The following is a 16053-nucleotide window of genomic DNA, read 5'->3' as shown; positions in this document are numbered from 1 at the left end:
GCGCGCCGCCGCGAAGGCCACCGTCACGGAGAGCGCCCCCGAGGAGCCCGCCGCCGACGCGCCGGCCGCCAAGCCGCGCCGTACGCGCAAGGCCGCCGCCAAGAAGGCGGAGGCCGCGGTGGACACCGCCGAGGGCACCGAGGCGACGGCCGAGGCCACCGAGGCGACGGCCGAGGCCACCGAGGCACCGGCCAAGCCGCGCCGGACGCGCAAGACGGCCGCCAAGAAGGCCGAGACGGCCGTCGAGGCCGCCGAGGGCACGGACGCGACCGCCGAGGCCACCGAGGCGCCCGCCAAGCCGCGCCGGACGCGGAAGACCGCCGCCAAGAAGGCCGAGGCCGCGGTGGACGCCGCGGAAGGCGCCGAGGCCACCGCCCTCGCGGCGGACGAGGCCCCGGCCAAGCCGCGCCGTACCCGCAAGACGGCCGCCAAGAAGGCCGAGGCCGCCACCGGTGCCGCCGAGGGCACGGACGCGGACGCCGAGGCGCCCGCCAAGCCGCGCCGGACGCGCAAGGCCGCTGCCAAGAAGACGGCCGCGGCGCCCGAGGCCACGCCCGAGGGCTGATCCCGCGCACGCCGTCGACGGCCCCGTACCGCTCAGCCGGTACGGGGCCGTCGGCGTACGGACGGATCCGCCCACTGCCGTACGACGTATGCCGTACGCCGTACGGCGGAGCCGGAGGACGTCATCTTTCCGGCACCCGCCGGACATCCGTCCCGGATAGCCTCTGGTCCATGAGTAGGCCCCCGTTCCTTGAGCTGCCCGTGTGTGCCCGTGCGTACCGACTCGCCACGGGGCGGGGTGAGTTCGCTGTGCACGACGCGCGCCCCGACGGCCCCGTGCGCGGCACCGCCCTGCTGGTACCGGGCTTCACCGGCAGCAAGGAGGACTTCCTGCCGCTGCTCGCGCCCCTGGCGGCGGCCGGGTACCGCACCGTGGCCGTGGACGGCAGAGGCCAGTACGAGTCACCCGGGCCGCGCGAGGAACAGGCGTACGCCCAGGGCGAGTTGGCGCGGGACATCGCCGCGCAGGCCGCCGCGCTCGACGCGGGCCCGGTGCATCTGCTGGGGCATTCGCTCGGCGGACTGCTGGCGCGGGCCGCGGTCCTCGACGACGCCGCGCCGTACCGCTCGCTGACGCTGATGAGTTCCGGGCCGGCGGCGGTCGCCCCCGAGCAGCAGGCCCGCGCCAAGATGCTCATCGACGCGCTGACGACGCTGACGATGGAGGCCGTCTGGCAGGCGATGCGGGAGCTGGACCCCCCGGAGGCGGCGGGCGAGACCACCCCGCCGGAGGTCGCCGAGTTCCTGCACCGGCGCTGGCTGGGCACCGTACCGGAGCAGCTGATCGGCACCGCCCGGCAGATAGCGGGCGAGCCCGACCGGGTGGCCGCGCTGGCCGCCGTACCGCTGCCCAAGCACGTGCTGTCCGGCGCCGTCGACTACGCCTGGCCGGTGCCGCAGCTGGACGAGATGGCCGAGCGGCTCGGCGCGCGCCGCACCGTCGTCGCGGGCGCCGAGCACTCCCCCAACGTCGACCGGCCCGAGGAGACGGCGGCGGCCCTGGTCTCCTTCTGGGACGAGGCGGCCGGCCGGTAGCGCGCCCGTCCCGCCGCGCGACATCCCGGAATGGCCGGAACGGCACTCCTCCGGCCGCTCCGGGAAGCCGGCAGCCCCCGTCCGGGCGACCATCTGTAGGCAGCCACAGGCTCTCGGACACAGGCTCGGGCCCACCGCGCACCCGATGACGGAGGACGGACGGCCATGACGGACGACAGCGGCATTTCGATCATTCGCCTCTTCGACGCCCCGCGGGACCGGGTGTTCCAGGCGTGGACGACGCCGGAGGCCCTCGCGTACTGGTACGGGGGCGAGCTGGAGGTCCCCGTCGAGGAGATGGCGATGGACGTACGGGCGGGCGGCGCGTGGCACCTGGTCGTGCGCACCCCGGACGGCGGCGAGCTGCCGTTCCACGGCGTCTACCGGGAGATCGTGCCGCCCGAGCGGCTGGTCTTCACCCTGAAGGACGCCTCGGCCCCGGAGGACGCCGAGGGCGAGCTGGTCACCGTCGCCCTCAACGGCCTCGGCGACAAGACCGAGATGGACTTCCAGCAGACCGGCGGCACGCTGTCCGCCGGGCAGTACGCGCAGGCCAAGGCGGGCTGGACCGGCTTCTTCGCGCGCCTCGCGGAGTACGTGGCGCACTGACGCTCCAGGCCGCGCGCGGGCTCAGAACTGCGCCCGTACGTGCTCCCAGAAGCCGTCCCGCAGTACCCGCCGCAGGTCCGCGTACGGGCGCAGGGAGTGGCGCAGCAGGCCCTCGGCGGTGGTCAGCAGGTCCTGGTCGACGGCGCCCGGGAGGTACGGATGGCCGGGCAGCAGGTCGGCCGTCCAGTCCCGGCCGCGCGAGGCCAGCCACTGGGCGGCGATCTGCGCGCCGACGAAGCGGACGTCCTCGCGGCGGGGCGCCGGGCCGTCGTCGGCCGCGCCCGTGGGGCCGCTGTCGTAGACGGTGCGCTCGGTGACGTACGGCTTGCAGAACTCCAGGTCGAAGGTGCGCTGACTGTCGACCTCCCAGAGCAGCGGCTCGGCCTGGTTGCGCCCCTCGGTGGCCTCGATGCCCCACAGGTGCACCCGCGCGCCGTACCCCTGCGCCGCCTCGACGGCGGAGACCAGGTCCTCGTCGCCGCCGATGAGCACCGCGTCGCTGATGGCGCGGTGCCGGGCGAGCGACTCCAGGTCGGAGCGGATCAGGGAGTCGACGCCCTTCTGCTGGTTGTTGGCGTTGAGGTTGCCGAGGCGGACCTTGACGTCGGGGAGCTCGGCGATGGACTGCTGCTCCAGGGTGTGGATGCGGCGCCGCGCGCCGTCGTACCAGTACACCCGCAGCAGCCGGCTGTCGGGGAAGACCGTGCGGGCCATCTCGATGAACGCGTCGATGATCCCCTCGGCGTCGAGGTCGAAGGAGCGGCGGTCCTCCGTGCCGGTGACCAGCCGGCCGGCCGCGGCGTAGAGGTAGCCCGCGTCGACGAAGACCGCGTGCGTGGAGGGGGTGGTGGCGACCTCGGCCAGGACGCGGTTGAGCAGCTCGTTGGTGCGCTCGATGCCCGCCACGACAGCGGTGAGGTCGGTGGGGCCCGCGGGCCGGAGGTCGTCGTTCATACCGGTCCGATTCTCCTGGCGCGGGCGGGGGAGACACAACCGGCCGGGCGGCGTGCGACGGCCGTACTGACTGGTGAGTAATTAGCCTCGCGAAAATTTTCTTTAGCGTAGGGAATTATTGCTCAGAGCACTTCGTTGTCCCCTATGGCACGCCTGACACCGATGACAGGCACTCGTGCCGCTTCAGCAGTTCTCCTCAGGAGGATCAGACGAAGGGAGAAGCCCTTTATGCGCTTCGAAATCATGCACCTTGACGATGTCAACGGCATGGCCGTGGACAGCACCGTCGTGGACGCCGCCTCCGTCAATCAGATCGTGCAGCAGGCCGCCGCAATCGGCCAGCGCATCTACATCCGCCCCGCCGATTCCGCGGCGGCCGCTTCGTAACGCGGCCCCCGGCCTCTTCGGGCCATCGAAAGCAGCGCCCCCGTACGGACGATCCGTACGGGGGCGGCGTGTTGTACGGGGACGGCGCCTTCCGGCGCGGCGCGCACGCCCGGGCCCGGCTTCCCGGTGCGCACCGCTGGCGCCTCAGCCGGCGTTGATCACCTGGGTCACGCCATTGATGATCTGCTGGACGGCCAGCGCGGAGAGCATCATGCCGGCGAGCCGGGTCACCAGTACCACCCCACCGTCCTTGATCACCCGGATGATCACCAGCGAGAAGCGCATCACCAGCCACAGCACCACGTGGATCGCGGCGATCGCCGCCCAGACCGACACCTGGCCTGTGAACCCCTGCGCGTGCTGCACGGCGAGGATCACCGACACGATCGCGCCGGGCCCGGCCAGCAGCGGCATGCCCAGCGGCACGAGCGCGACGTTGACGTCCTTGGTCTGCGTCGGTTCCTCCGACTTCCCCGTCAGCAGGTCGAGCGCGATCAGCAGGAGCAGCAGCCCGCCCGCGATCATCAGCGCGGGCGTGGAGATGTGCAGGTACGCCAGGATCTGCCGGCCGCAGACGCCGAAGACGGCGATGACGCCGAACGCGACGGCCGCCGCCTGCCAGGCCATCCGGCGCTGCACCTTGGCCGGGCGGCCGGAGGAGAGGGCGAGGAAGATCGGGGTGATTCCAGGGGGGTCCATAATCACGAAAAGCGTGAGAAAGAGGGATCCGAAGACAGCGAGGTCGAACACGGTGATGGCCTTGCGAGGAGTGGTACGGACGCACGCGCACACCACGGCGCACGTACGGGGGGGGAGGAAGACGGCGCGGGGCGCCGGAAAGCCGCTGGGGGCGGAGAGGTGTGGGGCGGGGCGGCCCGGCTCAGCCGCCGGCGCCCGGGACGGGGAACGCGCCGGTCGCGCGGCGCACGATCTCCCCGTAGATCTCGGGGTCGGTGGTGTACTCGCCGAGCCGGCAGGTCTTGCGGCTGCCGTGGTAGTCGCTGGAGCCGGTGGTGAGCACGCCCAGGTCGGCGGCCATGCCGCGCAGCCTCTCCCGGGTCGGCGCGTCGTGGTCCATGTGGTCGACCTCGATGCCGTCCAGACCGGCGGCGGCCAGCTCGGCCATCGCGCTCTCGGGGACGCACACGCCGCGCTTGAGGGCCAGCGGGTGCGCGAAGACGGTGACCCCGCCCGCGGCCTTGACCAGCCGGACCGCCTCGAAGGGGTCCAGCTCGTGCTTCTCGACGTACGCCCGTCCGTCGTTGGCCAGCCACTCGGGGGTGAAGGCGTCCGAGACGGTGGGCACGACGCCCAGCTCGACCATGGCGGTGGCGATGTGCGGCCGGCCGACCGCGCCGTCCCCGGCGATCCGCGCGACCTGCTCCCAGGTGACGGGCACGCCGAGCTCCTGGAGCTTCGCGACCATGCCGCGGGCGCGCGGCACCCGGTCGTCGCGTACCAGCTCCCGCTCGCGGGCGAGCTCCGGCTCCTCGGGGTCGAAGAGGTAGGCCAGCATGTGCAGGCTGATGCCGTCGCCGCTGCCGTCGCGGGCCGGCAGCCGGCAGGACAGCTCGGCGCCGGTCACGAGCGTGAGGCCGGGCGGCAGTGCCGCCTTGGCCGCGGCATGTCCGCCGACGGTGTCGTGGTCGGTGAGCGCGACGACGTCCAGACCGGCGTCGGCGGCGTTGCGTACCAGTTCGGCGGGGGTGTCCGTGCCGTCGGACGCGGTGGAGTGGGTGTGCAGGTCGATACGCACGACGCGGACTCCAGACACGGACGGGACGGCGGACCGGGCAACGGCCGGACAGGGCGCCGGACAACAGGGGACGCCCCAAAGGATAACCGGCGTCCGGACGGCCACCCCCGCGCCGCTGTAGGCACCGCTCCCGGGCGCGCGGCTCTCGGCCCGAGTCTCAGGACAGGCCGCGTGCCGACCTCAGTACGCGATGCGCGCAGACCTCAGGACAGGATGCGCGGCGACAGCGCCCCGCACGGCAGCAGGTCGACCTCGGCACCCGCGTCCCGCAGGTCGGTCAGGACCAGTTCGTCGTACATCATCAGGCCCGACTGCTCGGGCCAGACGACCGCCCACAGCCACAGCCCGCACGCCTCGCCCGCGAAGACCGCGCGGTCCTCGGGGACGCCCTCGACGTGCCACAGCGGGGTGGGCCGGCCGGCGGCCAGCACCTTGGCGTGCGGCGGCCGCTCCACCTTCATGCGCGGGCCCGGGTCCGGGCCGTCGATGCCCGCATACCGCGCGCCGAGGCCGACGCCCAGCTCCTCGGCGACCAGCACCAGCTCGCCCGGCCCGCCCAGCGGTCCGGGTCCCGAGCAGGCCACCGCCGTGGCCCGGCCGCCGCTGCGGTCGTCCCCCGCACAGGCCACACCGGTGAACAGCCAGCCCACCGGCAGCGGCCACGGCATCCATACGGGAACGCGCGCACGGTTCACCACCACGGCCAGCGCTTCGACGCTCGGCGGCACGACCGGCTGGAGCGGGTGCACGGTGCCGTGCACGTCGCACTGCCAGGAGTCGGCAAAGAGACCGGGCGCCCGCACCCGGCCACCGCACTTCGGGCAACTGGGTTCGCCCCTCATAAAGCTCAACGGTCCTCCAGGGCCGCCCGCGCGTCAAGGACGATCACCCGTCCGGGGCGGCCCTGCGCCGCTCGGCACCGGTCACCTTCAGGCCAAACAGCCACTCCGATCACGCCATCTTCATACGGTGACGTTTCGATCTCCGTGCGTCGGCCCACAGGACCGCCGCGTCAGTCCAGGGGTACGCCGTTCCGCAGCGGGTCCCGCAGGTCGGTGCCCTGCTGGAGCCAGCGCTCCTCCAGGGCCGCCGCGCCGTGGACCCGCTTCCAGGCCGCCTCGTTCGGCGTCATCGGGAGCAGCGGCAGGAAGCGCACCGGGTCCATGGGGTCGTCGAGCTCCAGGTCCTCCACCAGTCCCCCGCCCTCGGTGACCAGCACCGAGGTGAAGGGGGCGCCCGGCCACAGCGGCTCACCCACGTCCAGGGACGCGCCCGGGGCCACGATGACGCCCTCGACCTGCGGGGAAGCGGCCAGTACGGCGAGGGACCTGAGCACCTTGTCGGTGTCGGCGCGGCCGTTCCGCACGGTCAGGACCAGCTCGGCGCGCGGGCCCCGCAGCGGGTCGGCGAGTACCTCCGAGGGGTCCGTCATGGGGTTGGCGGACATGCCGAGGGTGACGTATCGCACCAGCTCGCCGTCGGCGTAGCGCAGTACTTCGATGCGGTCCGTACCGAGGAACGTCACCGCCGCGCGCGCGTCCGGCTTCCCCAGGGCCATCAGCAGCCGGGCCTCGACCAGCTCAAGAACGTCAGACATGCGGCGAGCATAGGCCCGCGCGGGCACCCGGTATGGAACAGGCAAAGCGGCGGCGGAGCGGGGCCGTAACGGTTCAGTCGGCTGATAGCCTTGCCATCTGGTCAGCGAAAGACGTCGTCCCCCAGCAGGGACCGACCGGAGGAGGTGGGACTGGCATGGATCCTAGTCGACCGTGCAGTACCGGCAGTTCTCCCGTCCTCCCGCTGATGATGCGACTCTCCTGATCTCGAGAGCTTCCGTACCCCACCGCGTCGCGGTGAAACCGTGAAGTCCCTTCGCACCGGCAGCACCTGACGGAAGAACGCCTGCACCTCGGTTTTCTCTGTTCTTTCCGCACTGCGAACTGCCGTCAGCACCACCGCACGGAGCGCCGCCCGCTTTGCGGACGTACGGCCGACGATGCCGCGTACGTCCACGTTCCGGGTTGCGTTACGCCCCGCGCCCTCGGCTGACGGCCGGCCCGTGAAGGAGCCCGCCATGTCGATGATCCGCGACCTGCGCGCCGCCGTCCGCCCCTCCCGGCGGCGCGGCGACTCCCCGTACGAGTACGACACCACCCGCGCCGCCTCGGCCAACAGCGCCATCGTCGACTGCGGCGTCTACCGGGACGGACGCCGCGTCAGCAACCACGTCAGCCCCTCCGAGGCCATCGCCGACGTGCACGAGAACGGCGGCTTCACCTGGATCGGGCTGCACGAGCCGACCGAGCGCGAGTTCGCCGGCATCGCCCAGGAGTTCGGGCTGCACCCGCTGGCCGTCGAGGACGCCGTCCACGCCCACCAGCGGCCCAAGCTGGAGCGGTACGACGACACGCTCTTCACCGTCTTCAAGACGATCCACTACGTCGAGCACGCCGAGCTCACCGCCACCAGCGAGGTCGTGGAGACCGGCGAGGTGATGTGCTTCACCGGCCGGGACTTCATCGTGACCGTCCGGCACGGCGGCCAGGGCTCGCTGCGCGCGCTGCGGCACCGCCTCCAGGACGACCCCGAGCTGCTCGCCAAGGGCCCCTCGGCCGTGCTGCACGCCATCGCCGACCAGGTCGTGGACGGCTACATCGCGGTCGCCGACGCCGTGCAGGACGACATCGACGAGGTCGAGATCGACGTCTTCAGCTCCGGCACGAACGGCAAGGCGCAGGTCCGGGGCGGCAGCGCGTCCAAGGGCGACGCCGGGCGGATCTACCAGCTCAAGCGCGAGGTGCTGGAGTTCAAGCGGGCGGTCTCGCCGCTGCTGCGGCCGATGCAGCAGCTGAGCGAGCGGCCGATGCGGCTGGTCGACTCCGACATCCAGAAGTACTTCCGGGACGTCGCCGACCACCTGGCGCGCGTCAACGAGCAGGTGCTCAACTTCGACGACCTGCTGAACTCCATCCTCCAGGCCAACCTGGCGCAGGCGACGGTGGCGCAGAACGAGGACATGCGCAAGATCACGTCGTGGGCGGCGATCTTCGCCGTGCCGACGATGATCGCCGGGATCTACGGCATGAACTTCAAGTACATGCCCGAGCTGCACTGGAAGTACGGCTACCCGGCCGTCCTGATGCTCACGGTCGTCATCTGCTTCGGCATCCACCGCGGCTTCAAGCGCAACGGCTGGCTGTAGCGGGCGGGGGCGCGCACAGCGGCACGAGCGCTCGGCGCGGGGCGGCGGCACGCTCCCCGCACGGGCCCCTCTAGGCTTGCGGGCATGACGGAGACCGTGCCCCAGCCGCTGCTCGATCAGGCCCTCATCGAGGAGGCCACCAAGAAGTCCGGCCTCATCTGGGTCCAGGGGACCGAGGGCCCGGCCCGCGCGCTGTGGCACGTCTGGCACGACGGCGCCGCGTGCCTGGTCGGCGACGGCCCCCTGGAGCAGCCGCTCGCGGACCTCGGGCTCACCGACGGCGGCACCGCCACCGTCACCGTGCGCAGCAAGGACAAGGGCGGCCGGCTGGTCGCCTGGACGGCCCGGGTCACCGAGGCCGCGCCGCACAGCGAGTCCTGGGAGGCCGCCGTCGGCGAGCTGAAGGGCAAGCGGCTGAACGCGCCGGACGCGGACACCATGCCGGAGCGCTGGGCCCGCGAGTGCCGGGTGCTGCGGCTGGCCCCGCTCACGGAGGACGGGGCGCCCGCCGCCCGTACGGACTTCGGCGCGGACGCGCAGGCGGCCCGCCCGCTGCCGACCGGCGCCACGACCCGCGAGCCGGTCCCCGCCGCGCTCCCGAAGCTGCTGCGCCGGAAGCGGCGCGGCTGAGTACCGCCGCACAGGGAGCGTCGCTCCCGTAATGCCGGCGCGGCGGGATCAGTTCCCGCTGCCGAGGCTCTCCCCGTAGTCCACGACCTTGTCGTCGTCCGGGCGCTCCAGCTCGATGTGCTCGTCCCAGTCGGCGAAGGTGACCACGCCCGCGCCGCCGGCCCGCTGCAGCCGCAGCGGGTAGGGCTCGCCCTCCAGGGAGACGTCCAGCGTGCCCCCGTTGCCCCGCGCGGCCGCGACCCGGATCGTGCGGGTCCCGTCCAGGCTGCCGTGCGCACCCCGGGAGAGGCCGCCGTGCAGCGTGAGCAGCGTGTCCAGCAGCGGCTCCTTCTCGGTGAAGCCGCTGAACTGCCGGTAGGTGCGGTCCTCGGAGGGCACCTTCACGTACTTGCCGCCCAGCTTGGCGGCGGCCGCGGTGTCGCTACCGCTCGGCGAGGAGCCCTTCTGATGCGCCCAGAAGTCGGCATCCGCCTTCACCCACAGCGACCGGTCGATGCGCAGCAGGGAGAAGGTGGTGTCCTTCGTGGCGACCGTGCCCTTGCCGCCGTTCTGGGCCAGCCGCATGTCCAGTTCGTACGTGCTGCGGCCGCTGACGAGCTTGCCGGAGACGTGGACGCTCCCCGCGCTGTCCGCGGCGGCCAGCGTCTTCTTCCGGATCTTGGCGGGGGACAGCTTCCCGACGCCGTTGGTGCCCGCGTCCGGGTCCTCCGAGCCGCCACAGGCCGCCAGCGCAAGGGCCAGGCCCGCGCACACCGCCGCGACGGCCGTCGCCCGGCCCGCGCGGCGGCGGGCGGTGCGGGACCGGCGGCTCGTTCCTGGCGAACCTGGCGAAATAGCGGTCACGGCTGCCTGCCTCCTGGTGCACTGGGTCGGTCGCGGTGGCCTCGACGGCGTACGGCAGCGTACCGGTGCCCCGCACACCTTCCGACGCGGAGGGCCGGGGCGGAGAAGGGGACAGTCGTACGGTGGTGCCTGCCGGGGCACCCGTCCGGCGGGCGCGTTAGCCTGAAGTCCGGCTGAAGCGCGATTTCAGCCGTTTTATCGGGAGTCGGGTGGCCCTGGTCCGCCGGGAGCCGGAGGAGAAGGAGCGGAGGCGCGCGGCATGGCGGTGGTCACCCCCCGGGTGTTCGTCTCGCACCTCTCCGGCATCGCCGTCTTCGACCCCAACGGCGACCAGGTCGGCCGGGTGCGGGACCTGGTGGCCATGTTGCGGGTGGGCGGCCGGCCGCCGCGGCTGCTGGGACTGGTCGTCGAGGTGATCAGCCGGCGCCGGATCTTCCTGCCGATGACGCGGGTGACGGGCGTGGAGTCCGGCCAGGTGATCACGACCGGCGTGGTCAACATGCGGCGCTTCGAGCAGCGCGCCTCGGAGACCCTCGTCCTCGGCGAGCTGCTGGACCGCCGGGTGCGCATCGTGGAGACCGACGAAGAGGTCACCGTCCTGGACATCGGCATCACTCAGCTGCCGGCCCGCCGCGACTGGGAGATCGACAAGGTCTTCGTACGGAAGGGGAAGGGCGGGACGCTGCGGCGCCGCGGAGAAACGTTGACCCTGGAGTGGTCGCAGGTCACCGGGTTCTCTCTGGAGGAGCACGGGCAGGGCGCGGAGAGCCTGCTCGCCACCTTCGAGCAGCTGCACCCCGCCGACCTGGCGAGCGTCCTGCACCACCTCAACCCGAAGCGCCGCGTCGAGGTGGCCGCCGCGCTGGACGACGACCGGCTCGCCGACGTCCTGGAGGAGCTGCCGGAGGACGACCAGATCGAGATCCTCGGCAAGCTGCAGGACGAGCGGGCCGCCGACGTCCTGGAGGCGATGGACCCCGACGACGCCGCCGACCTGCTCTCCGAGCTCCCCGAGGAGGAGAAGGAGCGGCTGCTGACCCTGATGAAGCCGTCCGACGCGGCCGACGTACGGCGCCTGCTGGCGTACGAGGAGCGGACCGCGGGCGGCCTGATGACCACCGAGCCGATCGTGCTGGGCGCGGACGCCACGGTCGCCGACGCGCTCGCCCGGGTGCGCGATCCCGACCTCTCCCCCGCGCTCGCCGCCCAGGTGTACGTCTGCCGGCCGCCGGACCAGACGCCGACCGGCAAGTACCTCGGCGTGGTCCACTTCCAGCGGCTGCTGCGCGACCCGCCCTTCACCCTCGTCGGCGCCATCGTGGAGAGCGATCTGCCGCCGCTGCCGCCGGACACCCCGCTGCCGTCCGTGACCAGCTACCTCGCCACGTACAACATGGTCGCCGCGCCGGTCGTGGACGAGAGCGGGTCGCTGCTGGGCGCGGTGACCGTGGACGACGTACTGGACCACCTGCTGCCCGAGGACTGGCGCGAGACGGACCTGCACGGCGCGCCCGGGGTGGACGCCACCGATCACCTCGCCGGGGGCGAAGCGGACCGGGCGGAGGGCCGCGCCAACGGGCACGCGGGCGGCGCTCCGGGCAGCAGCGCCGCCGGCGCCGCGGGCGGGGGCGCGCATGGGCGTTGAGGAGCGCGAGAGCGCGAAGGAGCGGGCGCGGGCCGCCGCGGCCACCGGGGAGCGCGCGCGGGTGCGGCTGGACGTGCCGCGCGCGCCGCGCCGCAGCCTGCTGCCGGAGTACGACCCGGAGGCGTTCGGGCGGCTGTCGGAGAAGATCGCGCGCTTCCTGGGCACCGGCCGGTTCATCGTCTGGATGACCGTCCTGATCATCATCTGGGTCACCTGGAACATCTCGGCGCCCGCACCGCTGCGCTTCGACGAGTACCCCTTCATCTTCCTGACCCTCATGCTGTCCCTTCAGGCGTCGTACGCCGCGCCGCTGATCCTGCTCGCGCAGAACCGGCAGGACGACCGGGACCGGGTCAGCCGCGAACAGGACCGCAAGCAGAACGAGCGGTCGATCGCCGACACCGAGTACCTGACCCGCGAGATCGCGGCGCTCCGCCTCGGCCTCGGCGAGGTCGCCACCCGCGACTGGATCCGCTCGGAACTGCAGGACATGATCAAGGAACTGGAGGAACGGCGGGACGAGGACGGCGAGTACGAGGAACGCACGTCGGCCCGCCGCCACCGAGAGTGACGAACACGACCGCCGACGGGGCTTTCCGGAGGCCCCCTACTGAGCCGTACCATCGGGTCATGGCTACCGACACGCCCACAACGGCCGCTCCGAGCGAGGACGCGATCCGCGATGCGCTCGCGACGGTGAACGACCCCGAGATCCACCGCCCCATCACCGAGCTGGGGATGGTCAAATCGGTGGACATCGCGGCCGACGGCACGGTGTCGGTCGCGGTCTACCTCACCGTCTCCGGCTGCCCGATGCGCGAGACGATCACCAGCAACGTGCGCGACGCGGTCGCCGGGGTCGAGGGCGTCACCAGCGTCGCCGTCGAGCTGGACGTGATGAGCGACGAGCAGCGCAAGGAGCTGGCCACGGCGCTGCGCGGCGGCACCGCCGAGCGCGAGGTCCCCTTCGCCCAGCCCGGCTCGCTGACCCGGGTCTACGCGGTCGCCTCCGGCAAGGGCGGCGTCGGCAAGTCCTCGGTGACGGTGAACCTCGCGGCGGCGATGGCGGCCGACGGCCTGAAGGTCGGCGTCGTGGACGCGGACATCTACGGCCACTCCGTGCCGCGGATGCTGGGCGCCGAGGGCCGCCCCACCCAGGTCGAGAACATGATCATGCCGCCGGCCGCGCACGGCGTGAAGGTCATCTCGATCGGCATGTTCACCCCGGGCAACGCGCCGGTCGTCTGGCGCGGCCCGATGCTGCACCGCGCGCTCCAGCAGTTCCTCGCGGACGTGTACTGGGGCGACCTGGACGTCCTGCTGCTCGACCTGCCCCCGGGCACGGGCGACATCGCGATCTCCGTGGCCCAGCTGGTGCCGAACGCCGAGATCCTCGTCGTGACCACCCCGCAGCAGGCCGCCGCCGAGGTCGCCGAGCGGGCCGGCTCCATCGCCGTACAGACCCACCAGAAGATCGTCGGCGTGGTCGAGAACATGGCGGGCCTGGAGCTGCCCAGCGGCGAGATCGTCGACGTCTTCGGCACGGGCGGCGGCGAGCGGGTCGCCGAGGGCCTCACGAAGACGACCGGTACGCAGGTGCCGGTGCTCGGCTCCATCCCGATCGACGTGCGGCTGCGCGAGGGCGGCGACGAGGGCAAGCCGATCGTGCTCACCGATCCGGACTCCGGCGCGGGCGCGGCGATCCGCGCGATCGCCGGCAAGCTGGGCGGCCGCCAGCGCGGCCTGTCGGGCATGTCGCTGGGGATCACCCCGCGCAACAAGTTCTGAGCGCGTAGCCGGGCGATTTCCGGGCTTCACGGGAGGGGCGGGCCGTCGAACGGTCCGCCCCTTCGTCGTGCGGGCCGGGGCGTGGCGGGCCCCGGCGGGGGCTCAGCCCTCGTACGACTTGATGTCCTTCACGACCGCGAAGCCGAGCCCGTAGGCGCTCATGCCGCGCCCGTACGCGCCGATGTGCGCGCCGTCCGCGCCGTCGCCCGCGGAGCCCGCGAGCACCCAGCCGTACTCCGACTCGCGGTAGTGGAACGGCGTCGGCACGCCGTCCACCGGGAGCGTCAGCTCGCTCCACGCCTCGCCGGTCAGGTCGTCCGCCAGCTCCCACGCGAGCATGGTCTGCTGGTCCAGCCAGTCCTGCCGCAGCGCCCGCTCCATCTGCACCGGCCAGGTGCAGTTCAGCAGGCCCGAGCCGGCCAGCCAGGCGGCCGAGGACACCGAGGTGGCTTCCAGGACGCCCGTGCCGTCCGCGCTGCGCCGTACGGGGCGGCAGGGGACGGTGACCACGACGGCGAAGCGCTCGGCGTCCGGCACGGTCTCCACCCGAATGGTGGGCTCCTCGCCGTGCGCGAGCGAACCGTGCTCGACCGTGCCTTGGGGGGTGACGCCGGCGTGCATCAGCCGGCGCGGGCCCGTGAACGCCTCGTCCAGGCCGTACCACGGGAAATCGGCCATCAGATAGCCGTCGACCTTCTCCCCGGTGTCAACGGACACCGGGTGTGCGCCGGCCCGACTCTTCGTCTCCATCTGCGCGGAGCCTCCTCGTTGCCCTGCGTCGTGGGCGGCCCGCCCCCCTCAGGCGACCTCACCCCGGACACGGGGAGCATAGCCATACGCGTCAACACAGCCGGACATACGGACGTATCAGGTGGCGTCGGCGTCGAAAGGCGGACGGTCCTCCGCGGCGGGGGCCTCGCGCTTGGTCAACCGGTCGGACGTGCCGCTCGCGGCGTCCGGGGACTCCTTGGTGAGGCTGTGCCGGACGCCACCGCCGCCGTCGCCGTTGCCCCGGACGGCCTCCGTGACCTCGGCCATCTCCTGCTTCACGTCGAAGCCGTTGCGGATCTCCTGGAGGCCGTACTCGTCCTTCTCCAGGACGTGCTTGCGTACGAAGTTCTTCGGGTTCAGGTCCTCGAACTCGAAGTCCTTGAACTCGGGGCCCAGCTCCGAGCGGATGTCTTCCTTGGCGCTGTCGGAGAACTGCCGCACCTTGCGGATGAATCCCGTCACGTCCTGGATCACCTTCGGCAGCTTGTCCGGGCCGAAGATCAGTACCGCGAGGATCACGAGCGCGACCAGCTCGAGGGGTCCTATGTCGAAGAACACCTGGCAGCTCCTTGATCCGTCCGCGGCCCATCCTGCGGCCTACCGGCCAGGCCGACTATCACGGTACCTGGCCCCGGCCGTCCAACGGGAGTCACCCGCCCCAACACCGTGCAAACGATCGAGGCATCCGGGGGTGCCGGCGGTTCCGGTCGCCGGCGGTCAGGTATCGGCCAGGGTTCATCCAGAGGCCGGTCAGGGACCATCCAGGTACCGGTCAGCTCTGGTCGGTGGACGAGCCGAGGGTGATCTCGACCGTGCGCGGGCTGCCGTCCCGCTCGACTCTCAGCTTCAGCCGGTCCCCGGGGCGGTGGCTGCGGATCTTGATGATCAGCTCCTCACCGCTGTGCACGGGACCGCCGTCCACCTCCGTGATCAGGTCGCCCGCCTTGATGCCGGCCCGCGCGCCGGGCCCGCCGGGCGTGACCGCCGCGCCGCCGCCCCGGCTCTTGGCGCTGACCCGGGCGCCGTCCCCCGAGTACCCCATGTCCAGCGTCACGCCGATCACCGGATGCGTCGCCCGGCCGGTGTTGATCAGCTCTTCGGCGACGCGTTTGCCCTGGTTGATCGGTATCGCGAAGCCCAGCCCTATGCTGCCGCCCTGCTCGCCGCCGAGGCTGTCGCCGCTGCCGGCCGCGCGGATGGCGCTGTTGATGCCGATCACGTGCGCCCGGCCGTCGACGAGCGGCCCGCCGGAGTTCCCCGGGTTGATCGGCGCGTCGGTCTGCAGCGCGTCGACGTAGCTGACGTCGCTGCCGTCGCCGCTCTCGCCGCCCGCGGTGATGGGGCGCTGCTTGGCGCTGATGATGCCGGCGGTGACGGTGTTGGCGAGGTCGAAGGGCGCGCCGATCGCCACGACGGGGTCGCCGACGCGTACGTCGTCGGAGTCGCCGAGGGTGAGCGGCTTGAGGTCGCCGACGCCGTCGACCTTGACGACGGCGAGGTCGTAGCCGCTGTCCCGGCCCACGACGCGGCCGGTGGCGGTGGAGCCACCGCTGAACGTGACGGAGATCTCGCCGTCCGCGCCGCCGGCCTCGACGACGTGGTTGTTCGTCAGGAGATGGCCGCGGCGGTCCAGTACGAAGCCGGTGCCGGTGCCTTCCTCGCCGCCGCCGCGCACGTGCAGCGTGACGACGCCGGGCAGCGCGGCACGCGCGATGCCCGCCACGCTGTCCGGGGCGCGGCCGGACTGCTCCCCGGAGACCTGCGGCAGCCGGACGTCGCCGACGCCGCCGTCGCGCTCCATGTACGCGCCGACGCCGCCGCCCACGCCGCCCGCCACCAACGCGAGCGCGACGGCGCCCACGACGATCC

Annotated in this window: 17 protein-coding genes and 1 pseudogene; 9 read left to right on the top strand and 9 right to left on the bottom strand. The window is 72.7% G+C overall.

The features are described 5' to 3' along the window. The 3 genes and pseudogenes from ABT381_RS30800 to ABT381_RS30790 all read left to right on the top strand — a co-directional run. Positions 1–565: pseudogene (locus ABT381_RS30800) on the top strand (DEAD/DEAH box helicase); the annotation flags it as partial. A 170-nt stretch (positions 566–735) separates the two neighbouring features. Next, positions 736–1599, top strand: a complete 864-nt coding sequence (locus ABT381_RS30795) for an alpha/beta fold hydrolase (protein ID WP_351599962.1) — start codon at positions 736–738, stop codon at positions 1597–1599. A 165-nt stretch (positions 1600–1764) separates the two neighbouring features. Next, positions 1765–2208 (top strand): SRPBCC family protein, encoded by a 444-nt coding sequence (locus ABT381_RS30790; protein WP_351599960.1) that lies wholly within the window; start codon positions 1765–1767, stop codon positions 2206–2208. Positions 2209–2229: 21 nt separating this feature from the next. On the opposite strand, the gene ABT381_RS30785 is transcribed toward ABT381_RS30790, so the two are convergent. Continuing rightward, positions 2230–3162, bottom strand: a complete 933-nt coding sequence (locus ABT381_RS30785) for an NYN domain-containing protein (protein WP_351599958.1) — start codon at positions 3160–3162, stop codon at positions 2230–2232. A 228-nt stretch (positions 3163–3390) separates the two neighbouring features. Between ABT381_RS30785 and ABT381_RS30780 the strand changes: the two genes are divergently transcribed. Beyond that, a complete protein-coding gene (locus ABT381_RS30780) occupies positions 3391–3549 on the top strand; it encodes a DUF8834 family protein (RefSeq protein ID WP_351599956.1) in 159 nt (52 codons plus the stop codon). A gap of 144 nt (positions 3550–3693) precedes the next feature. Here the strand turns inward: ABT381_RS30780 and ABT381_RS30775 are convergent, their stop codons facing one another. The 4 genes from ABT381_RS30775 to ABT381_RS30760 all read right to left on the bottom strand — a co-directional run bounded on the left by ABT381_RS30775 (position 3694) and on the right by ABT381_RS30760 (position 6902). Further along, positions 3694–4299, bottom strand: a complete 606-nt coding sequence (locus ABT381_RS30775; protein ID WP_351599954.1) for a MarC family protein — start codon at positions 4297–4299, stop codon at positions 3694–3696. Between the two features lie 130 nt (positions 4300–4429). Continuing rightward, positions 4430–5305, bottom strand: a complete 876-nt coding sequence (locus ABT381_RS30770) for a PHP domain-containing protein (RefSeq protein WP_351599952.1) — start codon at positions 5303–5305, stop codon at positions 4430–4432. 203 nt (positions 5306–5508) lie between these two features. Continuing rightward, positions 5509–6147, bottom strand: coding sequence for a DUF6758 family protein (locus ABT381_RS30765; protein WP_351599950.1), 639 nt, complete (start codon positions 6145–6147; stop codon positions 5509–5511). Positions 6148–6317: 170 nt separating this feature from the next. Beyond that, positions 6318–6902, bottom strand: coding sequence for a suppressor of fused domain protein (locus tag ABT381_RS30760; RefSeq protein WP_351599949.1), 585 nt, complete (start codon positions 6900–6902; stop codon positions 6318–6320). Between the two features lie 477 nt (positions 6903–7379). Between ABT381_RS30760 and ABT381_RS30755 the strand changes: the two genes are divergently transcribed. Both ABT381_RS30755 and ABT381_RS30750 read left to right on the top strand, forming a co-directional pair. Beyond that, positions 7380–8507, top strand: coding sequence for a magnesium and cobalt transport protein CorA (locus ABT381_RS30755; protein WP_351599948.1), 1128 nt, complete (start codon positions 7380–7382; stop codon positions 8505–8507). Positions 8508–8591: 84 nt separating this feature from the next. Beyond that, positions 8592–9137, top strand: coding sequence for a hypothetical protein (locus ABT381_RS30750; RefSeq protein ID WP_351599947.1), 546 nt, complete (start codon positions 8592–8594; stop codon positions 9135–9137). Positions 9138–9185: 48 nt separating this feature from the next. Here ABT381_RS30750 and ABT381_RS30745 read toward each other — a convergent pair whose 3' ends face one another. Next, positions 9186–9980: a hypothetical protein gene (locus tag ABT381_RS30745; protein WP_351599945.1), complete on the bottom strand. Its 795-nt coding sequence runs from the start codon at positions 9978–9980 to the stop codon at positions 9186–9188. A 259-nt stretch (positions 9981–10239) separates the two neighbouring features. Here ABT381_RS30745 and ABT381_RS30740 point away from each other — a divergent pair, with 259 nt between their 5' ends. From ABT381_RS30740 to ABT381_RS30730, 3 genes are read left to right on the top strand one after another with little or no spacing between them, the layout of a single operon-like run. Continuing rightward, positions 10240–11625 (top strand): magnesium transporter MgtE N-terminal domain-containing protein, encoded by a 1386-nt coding sequence (locus ABT381_RS30740; protein ID WP_351599943.1) that lies wholly within the window; start codon positions 10240–10242, stop codon positions 11623–11625. After that, positions 11615–12196, top strand: a complete 582-nt coding sequence (locus ABT381_RS30735; protein ID WP_351599941.1) for a DUF1003 domain-containing protein — start codon at positions 11615–11617, stop codon at positions 12194–12196. The genes ABT381_RS30740 and ABT381_RS30735 overlap by 11 nt, the downstream gene beginning before the upstream one ends. A gap of 59 nt (positions 12197–12255) precedes the next feature. Further along, positions 12256–13413 carry an Mrp/NBP35 family ATP-binding protein gene (locus ABT381_RS30730; protein ID WP_351599939.1) on the top strand — a complete coding sequence of 386 codons (1158 nt, stop codon included), beginning with the start codon at positions 12256–12258 and terminating at the stop codon, positions 13411–13413. A gap of 102 nt (positions 13414–13515) precedes the next feature. Here the strand turns inward: ABT381_RS30730 and ABT381_RS30725 are convergent, their stop codons facing one another. From ABT381_RS30725 to ABT381_RS30715, 3 genes are all read right to left on the bottom strand, one after another. Next, positions 13516–14163, bottom strand: a complete 648-nt coding sequence (locus ABT381_RS30725) for a hypothetical protein (protein WP_351599938.1) — start codon at positions 14161–14163, stop codon at positions 13516–13518. A 117-nt stretch (positions 14164–14280) separates the two neighbouring features. Then, the gene (locus ABT381_RS30720) at positions 14281–14742 is read right to left on the bottom strand and encodes a sec-independent translocase (protein ID WP_351599936.1); all 462 of its coding nucleotides are present in this window, start codon (positions 14740–14742) and stop codon (positions 14281–14283) included. Positions 14743–14956: 214 nt separating this feature from the next. Then, positions 14957–16053, bottom strand: a 1097-nt coding sequence (locus tag ABT381_RS30715; RefSeq protein WP_351599934.1) for a S1C family serine protease, incomplete at its 5' end; no start/stop codon positions are given.

Origin of the sequence: Streptomyces sp. NPDC000151 (genome assembly GCF_040301705.1) — a bacterium.
GTDB lineage: Bacteria > Actinomycetota > Actinomycetes > Streptomycetales > Streptomycetaceae > Streptomyces.
Note: the sequence above shows the minus strand (reverse complement) of the source record. Positions and strands in the feature narration are given on the sequence as shown.